Origin of the sequence: Exiguobacterium sp. s34 (genome assembly GCF_018617435.1) — a bacterium.
Classification (GTDB): Bacteria; Bacillota; Bacilli; order Exiguobacteriales; family Exiguobacteriaceae; genus Exiguobacterium; species Exiguobacterium aestuarii.
Genome location: NZ_JACSKE010000002.1, coordinates 445,721 through 465,973, shown reverse-complemented (window position 1 = coordinate 465,973; position 20,253 = coordinate 445,721). Strand labels below are relative to the sequence as shown.

Sequence of the window (20,253 nt, the reverse complement as noted above, 5' to 3'; positions counted from 1 at the left end):
CCATTTCCCTGTAAACTGAAAGTGCCCTCAAGATACTATTGCAATTACGTGTACTAATACATATAATACACTTAAAGAGTGACATTGACTATGAGAGGGTGTGACCCATGTTATACAAAATCGATATGAAGAGTTCAGAACCGCTTTACGAACAAATCGTCAATCAAACGAAGGAGCTCGTCATTCGCGGCATTCTGCGACCGGGAGACAAGGTGATGTCTGTGCGCGAACTCGCCACCGACCTCGTCATCAATCCAAACACGGTCAGTAAAGCGTATCAGGAGCTGGAGCGACTCGGACTCCTCGAGATGCGACGCGGGCGCGGGACGTTCGTCTCCGAAGACTGGGTAGATGATGATGCATCAAGAGAACCGGTCATCGCATCGATCAAGAAGATTGCGATTGATTGCCATTATGCGAATGTGCCATTAGAAGAAGCCATCGACGTATTGCGGACCGAATATGAGAAAGTAGGGGAAGCCAATGCTGAAAGTTGAGCAACTGAGTAAACAAATCGACCGTCAGACGATTCTCGACGGAATTGACTTTACCGTCGAATCAGGAGAAATCATCGCGCTCGTCGGACGTAACGGTGCCGGCAAGACGACACTCCTCCGGACGATGGTCGGAATCATTCGCCCAGATCAGGGTGACGTGTTATATGGAACGAAAAGTATCTTCAAAGACGCGGGATTGAAGCGGGATGTCATTTTCGTACCGGATTCGGCGGATGCGCTCAAACATTATACGGTAAACGAGGCGACGGACTTGTATGAGTCGATCTACCCGTCGTTCAATCGCTCCGCCTTCCGTGAGACATTGACGCGTTACAACATTGAGAACAAAAAGATTCGCCAACTGTCAAAAGGACAGAAGGCGCTCGTCACGTTATCGCTCGCTTTCGCCGTCCAAGCGAAATATTATCTGCTCGATGAACCGACGGACGGTTTAGACGTCGTCGCCAAGTCAGACGTGTTGAAACTGATGATTGCCCAAGTCGAGAAGCGGAACTGTTCGATTATCGTCTCGAGCCACCAGTTACATGAGCTCGAACGAATCGCCGACCGCATCATCATGATCGAGAGCGGACGTGTCAAAGCGATCATGTCGCTCGAAGAAGCGCGTGCCCTCAGCATCAAATGGCAAGTCGTCTTCAACGACCATGTCCCGGTCGAACTGCTCGAACGGAAAGACATTGAAATCATTAGCGTGACGGGACGTGTCGTGCTGTTCATGGCAAAAGAACGGACGGAAGAACTCGAGGCGTTCATCGATTCATACAATCCGATGCTCATCGAAGAGATCCCGATGTCTCTCGAAGACGTATTCCGTATCCAGTTAGGAGGTGAAGCTCATGCCGTCTAAAGTGTTGTTGAAGAAAGATTGGAAACAAGTGTCGTTGCTTTGGATTTTGCTTGTCTTCTTAGGTATCGTCGCCTTCACGGTGCCGGTGTGGACGGATATGTATGCGTACGAACAACAGATTCTTGAAATTAAACAAAACCCGAGCGATTTCCCAGATATCGTGACAGGTGATGTGAATGAGATGGTGGCGGAGGACTTCTTCGGGGATGGATCTGGATACGGATACCTTGGAGGTCTTAACGGACTCATTCCGTCAGGCGGTGTCATTTTCTTATTTGTCATCTTCGGTGCCCTCATGGCATCCGTATTGATCGGGAATGAACGGAACAGCCAAATGTCCGATTTCACGATGTCGCTACCTTACACGCGTACCCAGCTATACATATCGAAATGGGTGCTCGGTGTGACAGGAATCGTGACGTCGAGCTTGATTGGTGGAACATTGATGTTTCTCATCATTCGCTTCTCCGACTATTACTTCTTGATGGAAGGAAAAGAGTTCAAAGTAATCGCGATGATTCTATTCTTGATGCTCTCTGGAATTTCGTTCTTCTCACTCGCGTTATGGATGGGGTCGTTTGGAGGAGAGTCCATCTCACAAGTCATCTGGACGTTTGTCGCGCTCGTCTTTCCGATGGGGATTTTACTCCTCGTCCAAGGATCACTCTACGCATTTTTCCCAGATCGACTCTTCTCGTTCTTTGACGAGGCGTTTGAAAGTATCCCAATGCGAATCTTGTCACCACTGAACAATATCTTCAACGTCGATATGTATTCAGTGTATACCGATCAATCGGTGTGGAATGACTTTATCACATATGCCCCAATCCTTGCGGTCGCGAATATTGCGCTCACATTCGGTCTTGGCTTGTGGATGTTTAAGGAAGCACCACAAGAGAACAACGGACGCTTCTTCATGTTCTCGAGCTGGTTGTGGCTCATCCATATCGTCATCGTCATTTGTTTCGCGATGTTAGGTGGCGTATTGTTCTCGGTCATTTCGTATCCGCAAAACATGATTTTGTATGTAATCGGATTTATCATTGCTGCCTTCCTGGCGCACCTACTCGCAAAACGCCTGCTCTACCGTTTCAACTTAAAACTCAAATCGTAAGGAGGGATATCCATGAAACGCTTCTGTCTGTTGCTCGTACTTGTCATCTCACTGGCAGGTTGCACGAATGCTGAACCGGACGCCTTTGAATACAGAGGGTCGAAAGTCGGGGACAATGCCGCCGTCGTCGGGATTGCCGGGAGCTTGCCGCTACATGAATGCTATCAATCGGTCGAGCTACAGACGAAGAAGCGTCCTTATGGGTTGACCGTCCGTTATGAAGATCCAGGAATGGAACGGGCGGAGCAAGAACGTCTGGCGATTCGGAATGCGGCTGCTTATTTCACGCTCATTCCGAACGCTGAGATCGTCCGCTTCGCTTTTCCGAACCGGACGTACGCCTTCTCTAGACCAGAGATGGAGGCGTGGTTCGGAACGAATTTCTCGAACATTCGTCACGAAAATGAGTTACAACAATTGATGAATCAGAAGCTTGAACAGCTGGATTCGAATAATTCCTATTTTAGGCGGGTATGACAGCGATTGGATGACAAATCCAATCGCTTTTTTTGATATTTTCTGAAAATTATCGGGTAAAGGGTAGATGAAAGCGTTTTCTTAGCATTATAATAGAGTTAACTGAATGAGTATTCATTTCCAAGGAGGAACAGCGATGAACAAACCGTGGTTACAAGATTATCCAGAAGGTATGCCCCAGTCGATTGATTACGAGGTAAAGCCGCTCTATGAGGCATTGTCTCGCGCAGCAAAGGATTATCCGAATCGTACGGCCGTCTCCTTTATCGGGAAAGAGTGGACATTTGCGGAGATCGATGACGCCGCACGTCGACTCGCCACGATGCTTCAAGCGAAAGGTCTCGAAAAAGGAGACCGTGTCAGCCTCATGCTTCCGAACTGTCCTCAATACGTCATTTCGTTCTATGCCGTGCTCTATGCAGGGGGAACGGTCGTCCAGACGAACCCGCTCTATACGGAACGAGAGCTCGAAAATCTCGTGACGGATGCGGGCGTCAAAATTGTCATCACCCTCGACTTGCTCTATCCGAAAACGCTTCGCGTCAGTGAAAAGACGGAGATTCAAACCGTGATCACGACGAGTATCGCTGACTACTTACCGTTCCCGAAAAACAAGCTGTACCCGATCAAAGTGAAACGTGAGAACAATATCGTCATCGATACGACCGGCTCGACGCCGTTTAAAGACTACAAAGACTTTAATCCGGTCACACCGCTCGAAATCGACCCGAAAGAAGACGTCGCGGTTCTTCAATATACAGGGGGGACGACAGGACTTCCGAAAGGTGTCATGTTGACTCACTTCAATTTGACGGCGAATGCGGACCAAATCACGAACTTATTCTATAAATACAATCGCGGGGATGAGAAGCGCGTCTTGTGTGTCGTTCCATTCTTCCACGTCTACGGGATGTCGTGCTGTCTAAACTTCGGGGTGACGAACGGCTATGAACTCGTCCTCGTACCACGTTTCGAAGTGACGGATGTCCTGAAAACGATTCAAAAGAAAAAGCCACACTTTTTCCCGGGCGCGCCGACGATGTATGTTGGGATTTTGAACGACCCGAAGCTGAAAAAGTATGACTTGTCTTCGATTGAAGCGTGTATCTCAGGTTCGGCACCACTTCCGATTGAAGTACAAGAGGAATTTGAGAAGATCACCGGCGGTCGCATCGTGGAAGGATATGGATTGTCTGAGACGTCCCCGGTCACACATGCGAACTTCTTGTGGGATAAACGAATCGTTGGTTCGATCGGCGCGCCACTCTCGGATACTTCTGCTAAAATAGTAAAAGCAGACGGAGAGACGGAAGCGGACATCGGGGAAATCGGCGAAATCATGCTGAGCGGTCCGCAGGTCATGAAAGGCTATTGGCAGAAACCGGAGGAGACGGCAGCCGTCTTGAAAGATGGTTGGCTCGCGACAGGTGACCTCGGTTACATGGGCGAGGACGGCTTCTTCTATATTGTCGACCGTAAGAAAGACATGATTATCGCAGGTGGGTTCAACGTCTATCCGCGTGAGATCGAAGAAGTGCTCTATGAACATCCGGCCGTCAAGGAAGCGGTATGTATCGGTGTCCCAGACCCGTATCGTGGTGAGACGGTCAAAGCGTTCATCGTTCTTCGGGACGGGTCGAGCGTGACAGAAGAAGAGCTCGACAAGCATTGTCGTGAGAAGCTCGCGGCGTATAAAGTGCCGAAGCTGTATGAGTTCCGTGACGAGTTGCCGAAGACGTTCGTCGGTAAGATTTTACGCCGCGTCCTCGTCGACGAAGAGAAGGCGAAACAAGTGAAACAAAGCAGTTGACACCAAGCGTATGCATGATAGAATAATAAATGAATGAACCATCATTCATTTTTCTGCAGCGGTAAGGAGCTTGGGGTTAATGACAAATCATATTTCGAAAAGTGACCGAATCATTGATGCGGCGGTCAAAGTAATTGCCAATCATGGCTATCACGGTGCAAAGGTGACAGCCATCGCCAAAGAGGCGGGTGTCGCGGACGGCACGATCTATTTGTACTTCAAAAACAAGGAGCATCTCTTGATCGAGTTGTTCCAAGCGAAGATGGGGCTGTTCATCGACTACTCGAAACAACAAATCGGGAACGAGACGACAGCCGGGGATCAATTATATCAGTTGATTGAATCACATTTAAAACAACTGTCGGCCGATTACGACCTTGCCGTCGTGACGCAAATCGAATTGCGACAGTCGAACTTGGTGCTTCGCCAAAAAATCGGAGAAGTACTCAAGCCATACTTGAATTTGATCGATTCCGTCGTCAAACATGGAATCGAGACAGGAGAGTTCGACAAGGATTTAGACTATCGACTCGCCCGTCAAATGATCTTCGGCACAATCGATGAGGTTGTGACGAGCTGGATGGCGAGCGGCTTCAAGTACGACTTGATGTCGACGCTTCCATCTGTACACCATATGTTAAAGAAGGGGCTTACTTAACAGTGAGCCCTATCACTAGCTCAAAAAATGAATGCTGATTCATGAATGATGGGAAGAATTGACTAAAGGGGGATCAACCATGAATATTTTTGTTTTGCTGAAACGTACGTTTGATACTGAGGAAGCGATTCAGCTCGAGAATGGGGAAATTCAAGAAGACGGCGCTGAGTTCATCATCAACCCGTATGACGAATATGCGGTCGAAGAAGCGATTCAAAAACGCGACGCACTCGGGGGAGAGGTCACGGTTGTCACGGTAGGACCAGAAGACGCAGATAAAGAATTGCGTACAGCGCTCGCGATGGGAGCGGACAAAGCCGTTCGTATCTCAATCGAGGACGATGTGGAGGATGCGGACCACGTCACGATTTCAAAAGTGCTCGCAACATATTTGAAAGAACAAGACGCAGACCTTATCTTCGCAGGGAACGTTGCGATCGACGGTGGTAGCGGACAAGTCGCGCCACGTGTCGCAGAACTTCTCGACATGAACTACGTCACGACGATCACAGCTCTTGAAATCGATGGCACGACGGCTACGGTCACACGTGACGTTGAAGGGGACACGGAAGTCATCGAAGTCTCACTCCCGCTTCTCGTGACGGCGCAGCAAGGGTTGAACGAGCCACGTTACCCAAGCTTGCCAGGAATCATGAAAGCGAAGAAGAAACCACTCGAAGAACTCGAACTCATGGACATCGACCTCGATGAAGATGAAATCGAAGCGAAAATCGAGACGATCGAACGATTCTTGCCAGAAGAGAAGAAAGCAGGGCGTATCCTTGAAGGCGACATGTCGACACAAGTGAGCGAGCTCGTACAACTTCTTCGCACGGAAGCGAAAGTCATTTAAGGGGGAGATCATAGATGAAAGCTTTAGTACTCGCAGAAGCGCGTGAAGGCGCGTTACGTAACGTATCATTCGAAGCCATCGCTGCGGCGAAGCAATTGACAGACGATGTGACGGCAGTTGTGATTGGGGATCACGTGCAATCACTCGCGCAAGAACTCGGGGAGTATGGCGCAAGCCGCGTCCTCGTTGTTGAAGACGATCGCCTCAAACACTATACGCCAGACGGATACGGGCAAGTGCTCCGTCAGTTGATCGAGCAAGAAAGTCCAGACATGATCGTTCTCGGGCACACAGCTCTCGGGAAAGACATCGCACCGAAACTCGCGGCACGTCTCGATGCCGGACTCATCAGTGACGTCGTCTCAATCGAAGGGACTGGCCGTGACGCTGAATTCGTTCGTCCGATCTACTCAGGGAAGGCGTTCGAGAAAGTGAAGTTCAAAGACTCTGTCATGTTCTTCACGATCCGTCCGAACAACATCGACGCACTTGCACGTCAAGCTGGTGCGAGCGTATCGGTTGAAACACCAGCGGTCGAATTGAAAGACCTTGCGATGATCGTCAAAGAAGTCGTTCGGAAGGCGACTGGGAAAGTCGACTTGGCGGAGGCGAAAGTCATCGTCGCAGGTGGACGTGGCGTCAAGAGCGAAGACGGTTTCAAACCGCTTGAAGAATTGGCAGAGCTTCTCGGAGGAGCGGTCGGTGCTTCACGTGGAGCATGTGACGCCGACTATTGCGACTATGCGCTTCAAATCGGACAGACGGGTAAAGTCGTCACACCAGACCTCTATATCGCATGCGGGATTTCTGGAGCGATTCAACACTTGGCAGGGATGAGTAACGCGAAGGTCATCGTCGCCATCAACAAAGACCCAGAAGCGAACATCTTCAGCGTGGCGGATTATGGCATCGTCGGCGATTTGTTCGATGTCGTCCCAATGTTGACAGAAGAGTTCCGCAAGCACCTCGTCAATAGCTAATAAGCAAAACGTTTTGGGGTTGTTACCCTCCGTGGTATACTCTGAACATGAATTGCATGAGAGTTCTGTATCAGGGCTCTCTCATCTTATTGGGGAGGTTTTTACAAATGGCTATTAAACACGCAACGACTCAATCGTTTGAACAAGATGTAAAAGAGGGCGTAGTCCTCGTTGATTTCTGGGCAACTTGGTGTGGACCATGTCGCATGATCGCGCCAGTTCTCGAAGAACTCGATCAAGAAATGGGCGACCAAGTCCAAATCGTGAAACTCGACGTTGACGAAAACCCTGAAGTCGCAGGTGCTTTCCAAATCCAAAGCATCCCGACACTCATGATGTTCAAAGATGGCGAGCCTGTTTCTAAAACAATGGGCTTCCAACCAAAAGAAGCATTGAAAGAGTTTATCGCAACAGCACAATAATTGCGTAGCAGCCGATCTGTATCGGCTGCTTTTTTGTTTTGTCGACCGGAAAAGAAGGAAAAGGACAGGCAAGCAGGGAATAGGTTGAGTTATTCCGCACACCCTCAAGTACGTAAAAATCCGATACATATCGTCTGATTTCAAAAATTTTTTTGAAGAATTTCCGTCGGCTTCCTTCATATTTAAAAGATTCGGAATTTTAACGAGGGGGCGCTCGAGCTGGAAGCTTTTATCATGGAAACAGACTGAAAATTTACGCTATACTCATGAGGAAGACATGATGGAGTCAAGTGACCTTACTTTACGGCTCAATCCATTGTACGACTCTGTTCGAAGGAGGAATTTTCTTGTCGGTGTTACATTTAGCTATTTTGTTGCCGCTCCTTGCGGCACCGTTCATCCCGTTCTTGTTTCGGGGGATGAAACAAATTCATACAGGTTGGTTCGTCCTGATCGTACCGGTCGTGCTCGTCACCTACTTCGCCGGATTCATTCCGATCACGAGTGCAGGGGACGTCGTGACAGAGACGATTGCGTGGATGCCGTCCCTCGGGATCAATTTCACGGCATACGTCGACGGACTTAGTCTATTGTTCGCCCTCCTCATCACGGGGATCGGCGCACTCGTTGTCCTATATTCCATTTACTATTTGAATAAGGACAAAGAGTCACTCGGGCACTTCTACGTGTATCTCTTGATGTTCATGAGTGCGATGCTCGGGGTCGTTCTCTCGGACAACATGATTGTCATGTATATGTTCTGGGAGCTCACATCGATTTCATCATTCCTGTTGATTGGTTACTGGTATGAGAAAGAACGCTCACGCTACGGCGCGCAGAAATCGATGCTTCTCACCGTATTCGGCGGATTGTCGATGCTCGGGGGGATTGTCTTACTCGAATCGATGATTGGTTCGTACAGCATTCGCGATATGATCGCGAACTCTGGCGTCATCGCTGAGAGTCCTTTCTTCCTCGTCGCGATGATTCTCATCTTGCTCGGGGCGTTCACGAAGTCGGCGCAGTTCCCGTTCCACATCTGGTTGCCTGACGCGATGGAGGCACCAACTCCGGTCAGTGCGTACCTTCACTCGGCAACGATGGTCAAGGCGGGTCTCTACCTCGTGGCCCGTATGAGCCCGGTATTCCAAGAGTCATCGGTATGGCTATGGACGATTGCCGGAGTCGGGATGTTCACGATGTTCTGGGGCTCATTCAATGCCGTGAAGCAGACCGACCTGAAGGGAATCCTGGCGTTCTCGACAGTCAGTCAGCTCGGGTTGATTATGTCACTCCTCGGTCTCGGTGCGGCTGCGCTCCACTATGACGGAATGGATGACAACATCTTTATGGTCGCGACGATTGCAGCGATTTTCCATTTGATTAACCACGCAACGTTCAAAGGCTCGCTCTTCATGATGGCCGGGATTGTCGACCATGAGACGGGCACACGTGACATTCGTAAGCTTGGCGGTCTGATGACTGTCATGCCAATTACGTTCACGATTGCCGTCATCGGTTCGCTCTCGATGGCAGGTCTACCGCCATTTAACGGTTTCTTGAGTAAAGAGATGTTCTTGAAGGCGACGACGAAAGTGTTCTCGGCCGATTTCTTCGCGCTCGATACGATTGGGATCTTACTCCCGGTCATTGCGTTCGTCGGAAGTGTGTTCACGTTCATCTACAGCATCATGCTGTTCACACGGACATTCATGGGCAAGGCGAAGTTCGATCAATTGCCGAAGAAACCGCATGAGGCGCCAATCGGCATGTTGATTTCACCAGCTATCCTCGCGCTTCTCGTTGTCGGTCTCGGGTTCTTCCCGAACGTATTGTCGAACTCGCTAATCAAACCGGCGGTCGAGTCGATCTACCCGACACTCGTCGCACAAGGGCAAGAGGTAGATGTCCACATTTACTTCTGGCACGGTTTGACGCCAGAGCTCTTCATGACAATCGGGGTCGTTCTCCTCGGTTCGCTGTTGTTCTGGCAAATGGGCAAATGGATGGGGATCTACAATCGGATCCCGCATCGTTTGACACTCAACGGGATGTACGATGGTACGCTCGTCTGGTCAAATAAAGCAGCATATCGCTTCAAAGACAATTACATGACTGGATTCATCCGGTCGTATTTAATCTATATTTTCGTCTTCCTCTCAGGCATGATGCTCTTTAGCATCTGGTGGTTCGACATGTACCAATTCTCGTTCGAGAACTTGGCAGAGATCGCACCATATGAATATGTGCTTGGTGCAGTCGTCATGCTCGGTGCGCTCGCGATTCTCTTTATGAAATCGCGTCTACCGTCCATCATTTTACTCGGGGTCGTCGGATATGGCGTGGCATTGTTCTTCGTCTTCTTCGGTGCACCTGACTTGGCACTGACCCAACTCGTCATCGAGACGGTATCGGTCGCCTTGTTCTTGCTCGTGTTCTACCACATGCCGGACATCAGCAAGAAGGAAGTACGCATGCGTTTCAAAGTCGGGAATGCCATCGTGGCCGTTCTCGTCGGGACGACCGTGACGCTACTCAGCTTCATGGCGCTCACGAACAAATCGCTCACCTCGATCTCGGAGTATTATAAAGAGAACGTGTATGAGCTTGCAGCAGGGAAAAACATGGTCAACGTCGTTCTCGTCGATTTCCGTGGATTTGATACCTTGTTTGAAATCGTCGTTCTTGGAATTGCGGCTTTCGGGATCTACACGATGATTAAATTTAGAACAACACGACGTACGAAAGGAGAAGGTGCACATGAAGCAAAACAGCAAACGCGTCAATGACGTCATTTTGCAGACGGCCGCGATTATCATTTTCTTCATCATCGTCATCTTCTCGATCGATTTGTTCTTTGCCGGTCACTATTCACCAGGAGGAGGATTCATCGGTGGATTGATGACATCCGCGGCGCTCGTCTTGTTGCTACTCGCATTTGATTCGAAGACGCTCGCGAACGTTCTCCCGATCGACTACCGTCTCATGACGGCGACGGGATTATTGATCGCACTTTTAACAGGTCTTCACTCGGTATTCTTGGGCCGTCCGTTCTTGACACATGCCTACGGGAAGTTTGATTTACCACTTCTCGGCGAACAGACGCTTCACACGGCGATTGCGTTCGACTTAGGGGTTTATCTCGTAGTCATCGGAATTACGTTGACGATTATACAAACGATTGGAGAGAGTGAATAATGGAAATCTTCGTTAGCATCATCATCGGTGTCCTGACGATGTGTGCCGTCTATCTTGTTCTCTCAAGAAGTTTGTTACGCATCATCATTGGCACAGCCTTGTTCAGTCACGCGGCACACCTTCTCGTCTTGACGACGGCAGGTTTGAAGACAGGGGCAGCCCCTGTCCTCGTCGACGGTGTGACTGAATTCACAGACCCGTTACCGCAAGCGCTCGTCTTGACGGCAATCGTCATCAGTTTCGGGGTGACGGCGTTCTTCCTCGTACTTGCCTACCGCACGTATCAGGAGCTCAGCACGGACAATATGGAAGAAATGAAAGGAACAGAATCGTATGATTAACTTACCGGTCTTTCCAATCGTCATTCCTGCGCTTGCGGCCATCATCATGATGTTCATGCCAAAACGGGTCCAGCTGCAGCGTGGGATGGCTCTTGGAGCTTTAGCCATGACGGCGATCGTGTCACTCTTTCTCGTGCACAAGGTCTCCACGGAGGGGATTCAAACCCTCAACCTCGGGAACTGGCAAGCGCCGTTCGGGATCACACTCGTATCGGATATGCTGTCAGCCCTACTTGTGACGACGTCGACTCTCCTCACGCTCTTCATCGTGTGGTTCGCCGTCCACTACTTCTCAGATTCATATGAAGGCAACTACTTGTACATCTCGATGCTCTTCTTGCTCGTCGGGGTGAACGGTGCCTTCACGACAGGTGATATCTTCAACTTGTTCGTTTTCTTCGAGGTCTTCTTGATGTCCTCATACGTATTGATTGTACTCGGTGGACGAGGCGTCCAATTACGAGAGTCCATCAAGTACTTGCTCGTGAACATCATCGCCTCGGCACTCTTCGTCATGTCGGTCGCCTTGCTTTACGGCGTCACAGGTACCCTCAACTTAGCGGACTTGGCAATGAAAATCCCGCTCGTCGACAACCCGGATGTCATCACCGTCATCGGTGTGATGTTCGTCATCGTCTTCGGGATGAAAGGGGCGCTCGTCCCACTTCATTACTGGCTCCCTGGAGCGTATGTGGTCGCACCGACTCCGATTCTCGCGATGTTCGGGGCACTCTTGACGAAAGTAGGGGTCTACTCGATTTTACGAACGTACACGTTGCTCTTTGACGGAAACGGTGAATTTTTACAGACGTTCCTCATGGTGCTCGCTGTCCTCACCATCTTCATCGGGATGACGGGAGCGATCGCCTATAACGACGTGAAGTTGATCATCATCTACAACATCATGATCGCGGTCGGGGTCATTTTGTACGGGATCTCCGTCAACACGCAGACGTCCCTTGAAGGGTCGCTCTACTACTTGATCCACGATATGATCATCAAGGCGGTCCTCTTCATGCTCGTCGGGATGATGATCGGGATCACCAAATCCGGTCAACTACGTGATATGGGTGGACTCATCACCCGCTTCCCGCTGTTCGGATGGACATTCTTCGTCGCAGCGCTCTCGCTCGCAGGGATTCCACCACTCAGTGGATTCTTCGGGAAGTTATTGATCGTCTCAGGTGGGATGGACGAAGGAGAGCTGTTCGGACCACTTCTCGTTCTCTTGTCGAGTCTGTTCGTCCTCTATTCGGTCATGAAGATCTTCTTGAACGGATTCTGGGGAGAAGCGAAGCGCGAGTATGACGGACCGCTCGTCCCATATACGAAACGTCTGATTGTGCCGGTCTTCTTGTTGCTCATCATTGCGGTCGCATACGGATTCGGGGCAGAAGCCATCCATCCGTATATCACGCAGGCGATCGAGCCGCTCGTCAATCCAGAAATCTATATCGATGCCGTGATAAAGGAGTGAAATACAGATGGCTTATCAACTATTGATTAACTTTTTCTTGGCGTTCATCTGGATGTTCCTCACGGGATCGTTCACATCGAGCGGATTCTTCGTCGGGTATTTACTCGGATTGCTCATCTTGTTCATGATGCGCCGATTCTTTAAATCTGGTGGCGGCAGTTTTTACTTCACACGCGTCTGGCGTCTGTTCAAACTGCTCCTCATCTTCATCCGGGAACTGTTCCTCGCGAACTTCGAGGTGTTACGTCTCGTCCTCAGTCCAAAGCTGAAGATTCAACCGGGGATCTTCCGGTATGACACGTCCCTCGACAAAGGATGGCAAGTCAGCTTGCTCTCGATGCTGATCACGCTCACACCTGGGACGCTCGTCGTTCAGGTGTCAAAAGACAATTCCGTGCTTTATATCCACGCACTCAACATGCCGGATAAGGAAGCATTGCGAAAAGACATTTATGATAACTTTGAATCAAGCATTAAGGAGGCGACAGAGTGATGGATTTACTAGACATTCTCATCTACATCTCGCTCGCCATTCTCTTGCTTGCGATGTTGATGATGTTGTATCGCGTCGTCAAAGGACCGACGACGGCTGACCGAGTCATCGCACTCGACTCCATTGGGATCGCGCTCATCTCGGTCGTCGCGTTGCTATCGATCCTGCTCGATACGACGTTATATTTTGAAGTCATCTTGCTACTCAGTATTTTGGCCTTCATCGGAACGGTGGCGTTCTCGAAATTCTTAGAGAGGGGAGAGATTATCCAACATGACCGCGACAATGATCTTTGATCTCATTACCGGCATCTTCACGATCATCGGCGTCTTCTTCACGGTCGTCGCCGCGATTGGTCTCATCCGTCTCCCAGATATTTATTCGCGAACACATGCAGCCTCGAAGAGTGCGACACTCGGTGTCATGTTCGTCCTCTTTGCGGCCGTCCTTCACGTCTATGTCGATGAACGGGTATTTGACGCAAGACTCTTGCTCGGTCTCTTCTTCGTCCTTTTGACAGCTCCAGTTGGTGGTCACCTCATTTCACGTGCAGCGCACTCAAAAGGGGTCCCGCTTTGGGAGAAGTCGTTACAAGACGCATTGAAAGAAGACAAGGATAAAGGAATCGAATGAAAGAAAGACGGGATTCGCCTCGGTGCGAATCCCGTCTTTTGTTTAGATCAGGTAAGTCAGGTCGGAAGCAGCGGTCGGATAGGCGACTTCTAAGTGCTTCACGTGTTGATGCGACAGTTTGTTCTGTATAATGAAAGAGAACAGATTGATGAGTTCTGGGGCATGGTGTCCAATCAAATGTGCCCCGATGACGTGACCTTCCTCACTCAACAATACTTTCGAATAGGCGGTCGCGTCATTGATCCGTGAATAGGTGAGGAAGTGTGACATGTCCGTCTCTTTCACGTCGAAGTCGATTCCTTCTGCCTCAGCCTCTTCCACGGTGAGACCGACTTTGGCAATCGGTGGGGTCGCATAGACGATTGTCGGCGCCGGGCGTTCGGGGAGTACCCGCGTGTTTCCGTGAAGCATGTTCAACGCAGCGAGGCGTCCTTCCTGACCGGCGAACGGGGTGAGGGCAGGATTTGGACTGTACGCGACATCTCCGGCGGCATAAATAGCGGGGTTACTCGTCTGTAGGTATTCGTTCACATGGATGCCTTGACGGTCTGACTTGACCCCGGCTGCATCGAGATGGAGTCGCTCGACGCTTGGAATTCGTCCGGTAGCGTTAAGGACAACTCCTTCAAGGGTAGAGTCATCTGATAACGTTAAGACGTTCCCATCGATTCGTGTCGGCTCGACGTCGTGTCGGACGCTGATGCCGATGCGCTTCGATTCCTCGACGAGTCGATGGACGACGTTCGGGTCGAATGCTTTTAGTGCCTGTGAACGGATGAGGAGTGTCACGTCACTTCCGAAACGTCGAAAGATATGGGCGAATTCAAAGGCGATATAGCCGGCACCGACGATGTGAATCGATTCCGGTAAGGCGTCGAGGTCGAAAACGTCATCGCTCGTGATGGCCTGATCGCCACCTGGGATATCAAGAGGGCGTGGCGTTTGACCGGTCGCAATCAAAAATTGAGGGGCCGATAGCTCGTGACCTTCGATGACAATGGAATCCTCATCGATAAAGTGAGGTTCTCCCTGATATAAATCAATGTTCATCTCGTTCCAATGTTGTGTTTTTGACGTGGGAATCGAGAAGCGATATTCATCAATCCGCTTTTTAAAGGCCTGCCAATCGAGTGACAGGCTTCCTTCGACGCCGAGCTCGCGCATGCGCTCGGTCCGGGCAAGTAGCTCGGCACCTTCGGCGAGCATTTTTTTCGGGTCACATCCGCGTTGGGGGCACGTTCCTCCGAACGTCCAATTTTCAATGATGGCGATTTCTTTACCGGCGTCACGTAAAATCGTGGCGGCTTGGCTAGCGGCAGACCCGCTACCGACAATGATGACATCGTATCGTTTCATAATATAAAATCCTCCTCTGACGAGATATCACACTCTTTTTCCCGTCTAGGAGGAAGCTAAACTGAGGTGAATGGAATTGAGTCATACCGACCACATTAAACATAAATTAGCGCTGCTCCCGGACGAGCCGGGCTGCTATTTGCATAAAAACGAATATGGAGAGGTCATCTATGTAGGGAAGGCGAAAAATCTGAAGAATCGGGTCCGCTCATATTTTACGGGAGCACACGACATCAAGACGATGCGCCTCGTCGCGGAGATTCGTGACTTCGAGTATATCGTGACAGCGAGTGAACTCGAGGCGTTGCTCCTGGAGATGACACTCATCAAAAAGCACGACCCGAAATACAACATTCGCCTGAAAGATGACAAGACGTATCCGTACATCAAAATCACGAACGAACCGTATCCGCGACTTTTGACGACACGTAAGCTGAAGAAAGACGGCGGACATTATTTCGGACCGTATCCGAACGCTTACGCGGCGAACGAGACGAAACGTCTGCTCGATAAGCTATACCCGCTCCGGAAATGTCAGCCGATGCCGAAGAAACTTTGTCTTTATTATCACATCGGGCAATGTCTAGGACCTTGTGAACTGGCGGTCGATACGGATTCGCAAAAAGAGATCGTCAATGAGATTCGTCGCTTCTTGAATGGGGAGACAGCTGAGACGCTCGCGAAATTGAACGTCGAGATGGGGCGTGCCGCCGAAGACATGCAATTCGAACGGGCGGCTGAACTGCGTGACCAGATTCGAGCAGTCGAATCGATCATGAACAAACAAAATATGATTACGGCCGACCCGACGGCACGTGACGTTTTCGGTTATACACTCGACCGAGGTTGGATGTGCGTCCAAGTCTTTTATATGCGAGGCGGCAAAATGATCGAGCGAGACGTCTCCCTCTTCCCGATGCACGGTGAGCCTTCGGAAGAGCTCGAAAGTTTCATCGTCCAGTTCTACGAACAAAACGTCGTGCCGAAAGAAATCCTCGTACCGGAGACGGTCCGGCTCGACTTGTTGAATGACGCCATCGGCACGAGAGTGATGCAACCGAAACGTGGGGCAAAGAAACAGCTACTCGATTTGGCGACGAAGAATGCGACAATCGCCTTGAACGAGAAGTTCGAATTGCTCGCCCGGGACGAAGAGCGGACGTTACTCGCGATGCGTGAACTCGGGGAAGCCATCGGGATCCCGCATTTATCACGCGTTGACATCATCGATAACGCGAACATCCAAGGAGCGGACGCTGTATCGGCACTCGTCGTCTTTGAAGACGGGAAGCCGCTCAAAAAGGAATATCGGAAATATAAGATTCGGACCGTCCAAGGACCAGATGATTACGAGACGATGCGCGAAGTCGTGCGTCGCCGGTTCCGCCGCCTGTTGACGGAAGATAAGCGACTACCTGATCTCCTATTGATTGACGGAGGGATTGGTCAATTGAATGCGGCGCTCGACGTCATCCAAAACGAGTTTGGGCTCGACTTACCGGTCGGCTCACTCAAAAAGGATGACCGACATCGGACGAGCCAACTCTTGTTTGGAGAACATGGTGCTGTCGTCGAACTCCATCCACGATCAAGTGCGTTTTATTTGTTGCAACGGATGCAAGATGAGGTCCACCGTTTCGCCATCACTTTCCACCGCAGCTTGCGGACGAAGAAGATGACGAAGTCGATTCTAGATGAGATTCCGGGAGTCGGTCCGAAACGTCGTCAACAGCTCATCCGTCATTTCGGGTCGATGAAACAGATTCGTCTGGCCTCGCTCGAACAATTGAAGGAAGCTGGACTACCTGAAAAATTAGCAGAGACCGTCCTGCAATACGTGCACGAGGAGACGGATGAATGACATGACATAGGGAATACTTCGTTAGCTGTTAGAGAACGGACATTTTCCGGGAAATATCGTGTCGGTCGTCCGTAAGGCGACGCGGAGCAATGAAGGGGAAAATGTGGCGTTTGATCGGCACGAACTAGATGAATTCCGTCGGTACATGCGTCAACAACTTCACAGTAAACAAAAATAAGAGTCGATGCATTTGGCATCGACTCTTATTCGTAATCGTCTTTCCGGTCTAGTTGGACGGTGATTTGGACAGTTCTTCGGGCGGGATCGGCATACCCTTCCGCGACGCACTGGAAACGACCTGCAATCTGTTCGGCTAAAAATCCAGCTTCAAGCTGATAGTAACCTGTCGTTTTGGCTTGGGTCGCAGGTGGTGGGGTGAGTTCGTATGTAAATTTACTCCCACGTTCCTTTTTGAGCGTCAACGCTCCCCAACCTGCCTCATCGAAGAATGCAGTCAGTTCATCGTCAGACATCGTCGGGAATTTTCGGGCGACCCGCTTTCCTGACCAATAGATGACTTGGGCGTAATCTTCACCAAGCAAGTCCGTCAACACATAGTCGCGAAGAAGTTCAATCGCGAAAATTGGTTGGCTCATCGTTTCCATTCTATCCCATCACTCCAATCTCTCTATATCATTATAACGACCAATCGGAATTTGGTCATCCTGTATTTTTGAAAAGAATGTGGCACAAATCGGTTAGGTTGTCTTGTCATACAATTTTCACAAGAGTAGAATAGGAGACAGAAAGCTATATCTGCATTTGAAAACGCTTTTATTGACAATACGAGCCAATGCTCGTGAAAAGGGGGAACTAGAATGGCAGCGCATCGTGACTACTTCAGTCGTAAAGTCCATTCGCTACTTGGGGTCATTCCAATCGGTTTGTTTTTGATCGTTCACTTGTCGGTCAACTACTACATCGTCGATGGGGTGGAGTCATTCAACAAAGCAGCAAAATTCATGGAGAACTTACCGTACTTGTACTTCCTTGAAGTGACGATTATCGCATTGCCGATGATCTTCCACGGAGTGTACGGCGTGTACTATGCGTTTCTCGGGTCGATCAACTCGAACCGTTATTCATACGCACGCAACTGGTTGTATCTCTTCCAACGCTTCACAGGAGTCTTCCTCGTGATCTTCATCGCGTGGCACGTTTGGGAAACGCGTCTAGCGAAATTGCGCGGGGTCGAAGTCAATGCGGAGATGATGCAAAACATCGTCGACAATCCGCTCATGTTGATCTTCTACATAGTCGGAATCCTTTCGGCTACGTTCCACTTCGCGAACGGTCTTTGGTCGTTCTCGATCACGTGGGGAATCACACAGTCACCTCGTTCGCAACGTCTCATGAGCTACGTATCAGGTGTCGTGTTCTTGGCACTATCTTTTGTCGGCATCCGTTCGATTTTGACGTTTGCAGGCATCTTGTAATTAGGGGGAATTTTACATGGCAAATCAAAGTTTGATCGTCATCGGTGGCGGTCTAGCTGGACTCATGGCGACCATCAAGTCGGCAGAGATGGGTGTTCCGGTAAAACTATTCTCGCTTGTACCGGTCAAGCGTTCACATTCAGTTTGTGCCCAAGGTGGGATTAACGGGGCTGTCAACACGAAAGGGGAAGGTGATTCTCCTTGGCAACACTTTGATGACACGGTCTACGGAGGCGACTTCCTCGCCAACCAACCACCTGTACAAAAGATGGCGGAAAATGCGCCAAAAATCATCCACATGTTCGACCGGATGGGGGTTATGTTCAACCGTACGCCAGAGGGTCTCTTAGACTTCCGTCGTTTCGGTGGAACGCTTCACCACCGTACGGCATATGCTGGAGCGACAACAGGACAACAACTTCTTTACGCACTTGATGAGCAGGTTCGTCGTTACGAAGCGCAAGGTCTCGTCGAGAAATATGAAGGATGGGAATTCCTTCGTGCCGTCATCGATGAAGAAGGCATCTGCCGCGGTGCGGTCTGCCAGGATTTGCGCTCGATGGAAATTAAAGCGTTCCCATCGGATGCGGTGATCTTAGCGACAGGTGGCCCAGGGGTCATCTTCGGGAAGTCGACAAACTCGGTCATCAACACAGGACAAGCAGCGGCAGCGGTTTACCGCCAAGGTGCGGTCTACGCGAACGGGGAGTTCATCCAAATTCACCCGACTGCGATTCCTGGGGACGACAAACTTCGTCTCATGAGTGAATCGGCTCGTGGTGAAGGTGGACGTGTCTGGACATACAAAGACGGGAAGCCATGGTACTTCCTCGAAGAGAAATATCCAGCTTACGGAAACCTCGTACCGCGTGACATCGCGACACGTGAGATCTTTGATGTATGTGTTAACCAAAAACTCGGCGTCAACGGCGAGAACATGGTCTACCTCGACTTGTCTCATAAAGATTCGAAAGAACTCGACATCAAACTCGGTGGAATCCTTGAAATCTATGAGAAGTTCGTAGGAGACGACCCGCGTAAAGTACCGATGAAAATCTTCCCGGCAGTCCACTACTCGATGGGCGGACTATGGGTCGATTACGATCAAATGACGAACATCCCGGGACTCTTTGCAGCCGGCGAATGTGACTATTCGATGCACGGTGCGAACCGTCTCGGCGCAAACTCACTTCTTTCAGCTGTTCATGGCGGAATGGAAGCGGGGCCTGCGGCGGTCAACTACATGCGTGGTCTCGACCAAGCGACAGAAAGCGTCTCAGAAGCACTCTTCAACTTCAACGAGCGTGAAGAGATTGAACGCTTCAACAACATCCTTGCGATGGACGGGACAGAGAATGCGTATCAAATTCACCGTGAACTCGGTGAACTCATGACGGACAACGTCACGGTCGTTCGCTATAACGACAAGCTCGAAGCGACGGACAAGAAAATCCAAGAATTGCGTGAACGTTTCCATAACATCTCAGCTACGGATACGGCACGTTGGAGCAACCAAGGGGCATCGTTCATCCGACAGCTCGACCACATGCTCGACCTCGCACGCGTCATCACACTTGGCGCACTCAAACGGGACGAGAGTCGTGGTGCCCATTACAAACCGGAATTCCCGGAACGTAATGACGAGCAGTTCATGAAGACGACGATGGCACGTTACAAAAATGGGGAAGTCGATATCTCGTATGAAGACATCGATGTTTCGTTAATCCCGCCACGTAAACGGGATTACTCGAAGAAAGGGGCGAAGACGAAATGACGACG

The 20,253-nt window shown here is 50.1% G+C and carries 21 protein-coding genes; 19 read left to right on the top strand and 2 right to left on the bottom strand.

The annotated features are described in order from the left end of the window. The first annotated feature begins 107 nt into the window (after positions 1-107). From KNO87_RS06010 to mnhG, 16 genes are all read left to right on the top strand, one after another. The gene (locus tag KNO87_RS06010; RefSeq protein WP_074032742.1) at positions 108-497 is read left to right on the top strand and encodes a GntR family transcriptional regulator; all 390 of its coding nucleotides are present in this window, start codon (positions 108-110) and stop codon (positions 495-497) included. Beyond that, complete coding sequence (locus KNO87_RS06005) at positions 484-1,365, top strand: ABC transporter ATP-binding protein (RefSeq protein WP_214794383.1); 882 nt, start codon at positions 484-486, stop codon at positions 1,363-1,365. The genes KNO87_RS06010 and KNO87_RS06005 overlap by 14 nt, the downstream gene beginning before the upstream one ends. Next, positions 1,355-2,479 carry an ABC transporter permease subunit gene (locus tag KNO87_RS06000; RefSeq protein ID WP_214794381.1) on the top strand — a complete coding sequence of 375 codons (1,125 nt, stop codon included), beginning with the start codon at positions 1,355-1,357 and terminating at the stop codon, positions 2,477-2,479. Before KNO87_RS06005 ends, KNO87_RS06000 begins: the two co-directional genes overlap by 11 nt. Before the next feature lie 12 nt (positions 2,480-2,491). Next, a complete protein-coding gene (locus KNO87_RS05995) occupies positions 2,492-2,956 on the top strand; it encodes a DUF4825 domain-containing protein (RefSeq protein ID WP_214794379.1) in 465 nt (154 codons plus the stop codon). A 136-nt stretch (positions 2,957-3,092) separates the two neighbouring features. Further along, positions 3,093-4,766, top strand: coding sequence for an AMP-binding protein (locus tag KNO87_RS05990; RefSeq protein WP_214794377.1), 1,674 nt, complete (start codon positions 3,093-3,095; stop codon positions 4,764-4,766). Between the two features lie 79 nt (positions 4,767-4,845). Then, a complete protein-coding gene (locus tag KNO87_RS05985; protein ID WP_214789444.1) occupies positions 4,846-5,424 on the top strand; it encodes a fatty acid metabolism transcriptional regulator FadR in 579 nt (192 codons plus the stop codon). 79 nt (positions 5,425-5,503) lie between these two features. Further along, positions 5,504-6,277: an electron transfer flavoprotein subunit beta/FixA family protein gene (locus KNO87_RS05980; protein WP_214789442.1), complete on the top strand. Its 774-nt coding sequence runs from the start codon at positions 5,504-5,506 to the stop codon at positions 6,275-6,277. A 14-nt stretch (positions 6,278-6,291) separates the two neighbouring features. Further along, positions 6,292-7,257: an electron transfer flavoprotein subunit alpha/FixB family protein gene (locus KNO87_RS05975; protein ID WP_214695236.1), complete on the top strand. Its 966-nt coding sequence runs from the start codon at positions 6,292-6,294 to the stop codon at positions 7,255-7,257. 107 nt (positions 7,258-7,364) lie between these two features. Beyond that, entirely contained in the window at positions 7,365-7,679 is a 315-nt protein-coding gene (gene trxA / locus KNO87_RS05970; protein ID WP_015881090.1) for a thioredoxin, read from the top strand. 347 nt (positions 7,680-8,026) lie between these two features. Continuing rightward, positions 8,027-10,468, top strand: a complete 2,442-nt coding sequence (locus KNO87_RS05965; RefSeq protein ID WP_214794375.1) for a Na+/H+ antiporter subunit A — start codon at positions 8,027-8,029, stop codon at positions 10,466-10,468. Next, complete coding sequence (locus KNO87_RS05960) at positions 10,440-10,877, top strand: Na(+)/H(+) antiporter subunit B (RefSeq protein WP_214789438.1); 438 nt, start codon at positions 10,440-10,442, stop codon at positions 10,875-10,877. Before KNO87_RS05965 ends, KNO87_RS05960 begins: the two co-directional genes overlap by 29 nt. Next, positions 10,877-11,218 (top strand): Na(+)/H(+) antiporter subunit C, encoded by a 342-nt coding sequence (locus KNO87_RS05955; RefSeq protein WP_015881093.1) that lies wholly within the window; start codon positions 10,877-10,879, stop codon positions 11,216-11,218. Before KNO87_RS05960 ends, KNO87_RS05955 begins: the two co-directional genes overlap by 1 nt. Further along, positions 11,211-12,695: a Na+/H+ antiporter subunit D gene (locus tag KNO87_RS05950; protein ID WP_214794373.1), complete on the top strand. Its 1,485-nt coding sequence runs from the start codon at positions 11,211-11,213 to the stop codon at positions 12,693-12,695. The genes KNO87_RS05955 and KNO87_RS05950 overlap by 8 nt, the downstream gene beginning before the upstream one ends. 7 nt (positions 12,696-12,702) lie before the next feature. Continuing rightward, on the top strand, positions 12,703-13,188 hold the full coding sequence (locus KNO87_RS05945; RefSeq protein WP_214695244.1) for a Na+/H+ antiporter subunit E: 486 nt from the start codon (positions 12,703-12,705) through the stop codon (positions 13,186-13,188). Further along, positions 13,188-13,484, top strand: coding sequence for a Na(+)/H(+) antiporter subunit F1 (locus KNO87_RS05940; protein WP_026826530.1), 297 nt, complete (start codon positions 13,188-13,190; stop codon positions 13,482-13,484). The genes KNO87_RS05945 and KNO87_RS05940 overlap by 1 nt, the downstream gene beginning before the upstream one ends. Beyond that, entirely contained in the window at positions 13,462-13,821 is a 360-nt protein-coding gene (mnhG, locus tag KNO87_RS05935) for a monovalent cation/H(+) antiporter subunit G (protein ID WP_214794371.1), read from the top strand. The genes KNO87_RS05940 and mnhG overlap by 23 nt, the downstream gene beginning before the upstream one ends. A 42-nt stretch (positions 13,822-13,863) precedes the next feature. Here mnhG and KNO87_RS05930 read toward each other — a convergent pair whose 3' ends face one another. Then, on the bottom strand, positions 13,864-15,177 hold the full coding sequence (locus KNO87_RS05930; protein WP_214794369.1) for a dihydrolipoyl dehydrogenase family protein: 1,314 nt from the start codon (positions 15,175-15,177) through the stop codon (positions 13,864-13,866). Positions 15,178-15,247: 70 nt separating this feature from the next. Here KNO87_RS05930 and uvrC point away from each other — a divergent pair, with 70 nt between their 5' ends. After that, on the top strand, positions 15,248-17,038 hold the full coding sequence (uvrC, locus tag KNO87_RS05925; RefSeq protein ID WP_214794367.1) for an excinuclease ABC subunit UvrC: 1,791 nt from the start codon (positions 15,248-15,250) through the stop codon (positions 17,036-17,038). 203 nt (positions 17,039-17,241) lie between these two features. Here uvrC and KNO87_RS05920 read toward each other — a convergent pair whose 3' ends face one another. Beyond that, positions 17,242-17,634, bottom strand: coding sequence for a YslB family protein (locus KNO87_RS05920; protein ID WP_251126499.1), 393 nt, complete (start codon positions 17,632-17,634; stop codon positions 17,242-17,244). 222 nt (positions 17,635-17,856) lie between these two features. Between KNO87_RS05920 and KNO87_RS05915 the strand changes: the two genes are divergently transcribed. Next, positions 17,857-18,474 (top strand): succinate dehydrogenase cytochrome b558 subunit, encoded by a 618-nt coding sequence (locus KNO87_RS05915; protein WP_015881102.1) that lies wholly within the window; start codon positions 17,857-17,859, stop codon positions 18,472-18,474. Positions 18,475-18,490: 16 nt separating this feature from the next. After that, complete coding sequence (gene sdhA, locus KNO87_RS05910) at positions 18,491-20,248, top strand: succinate dehydrogenase flavoprotein subunit (protein WP_214789421.1); 1,758 nt, start codon at positions 18,491-18,493, stop codon at positions 20,246-20,248. Positions 20,249-20,253 lie beyond the last annotated feature (5 nt).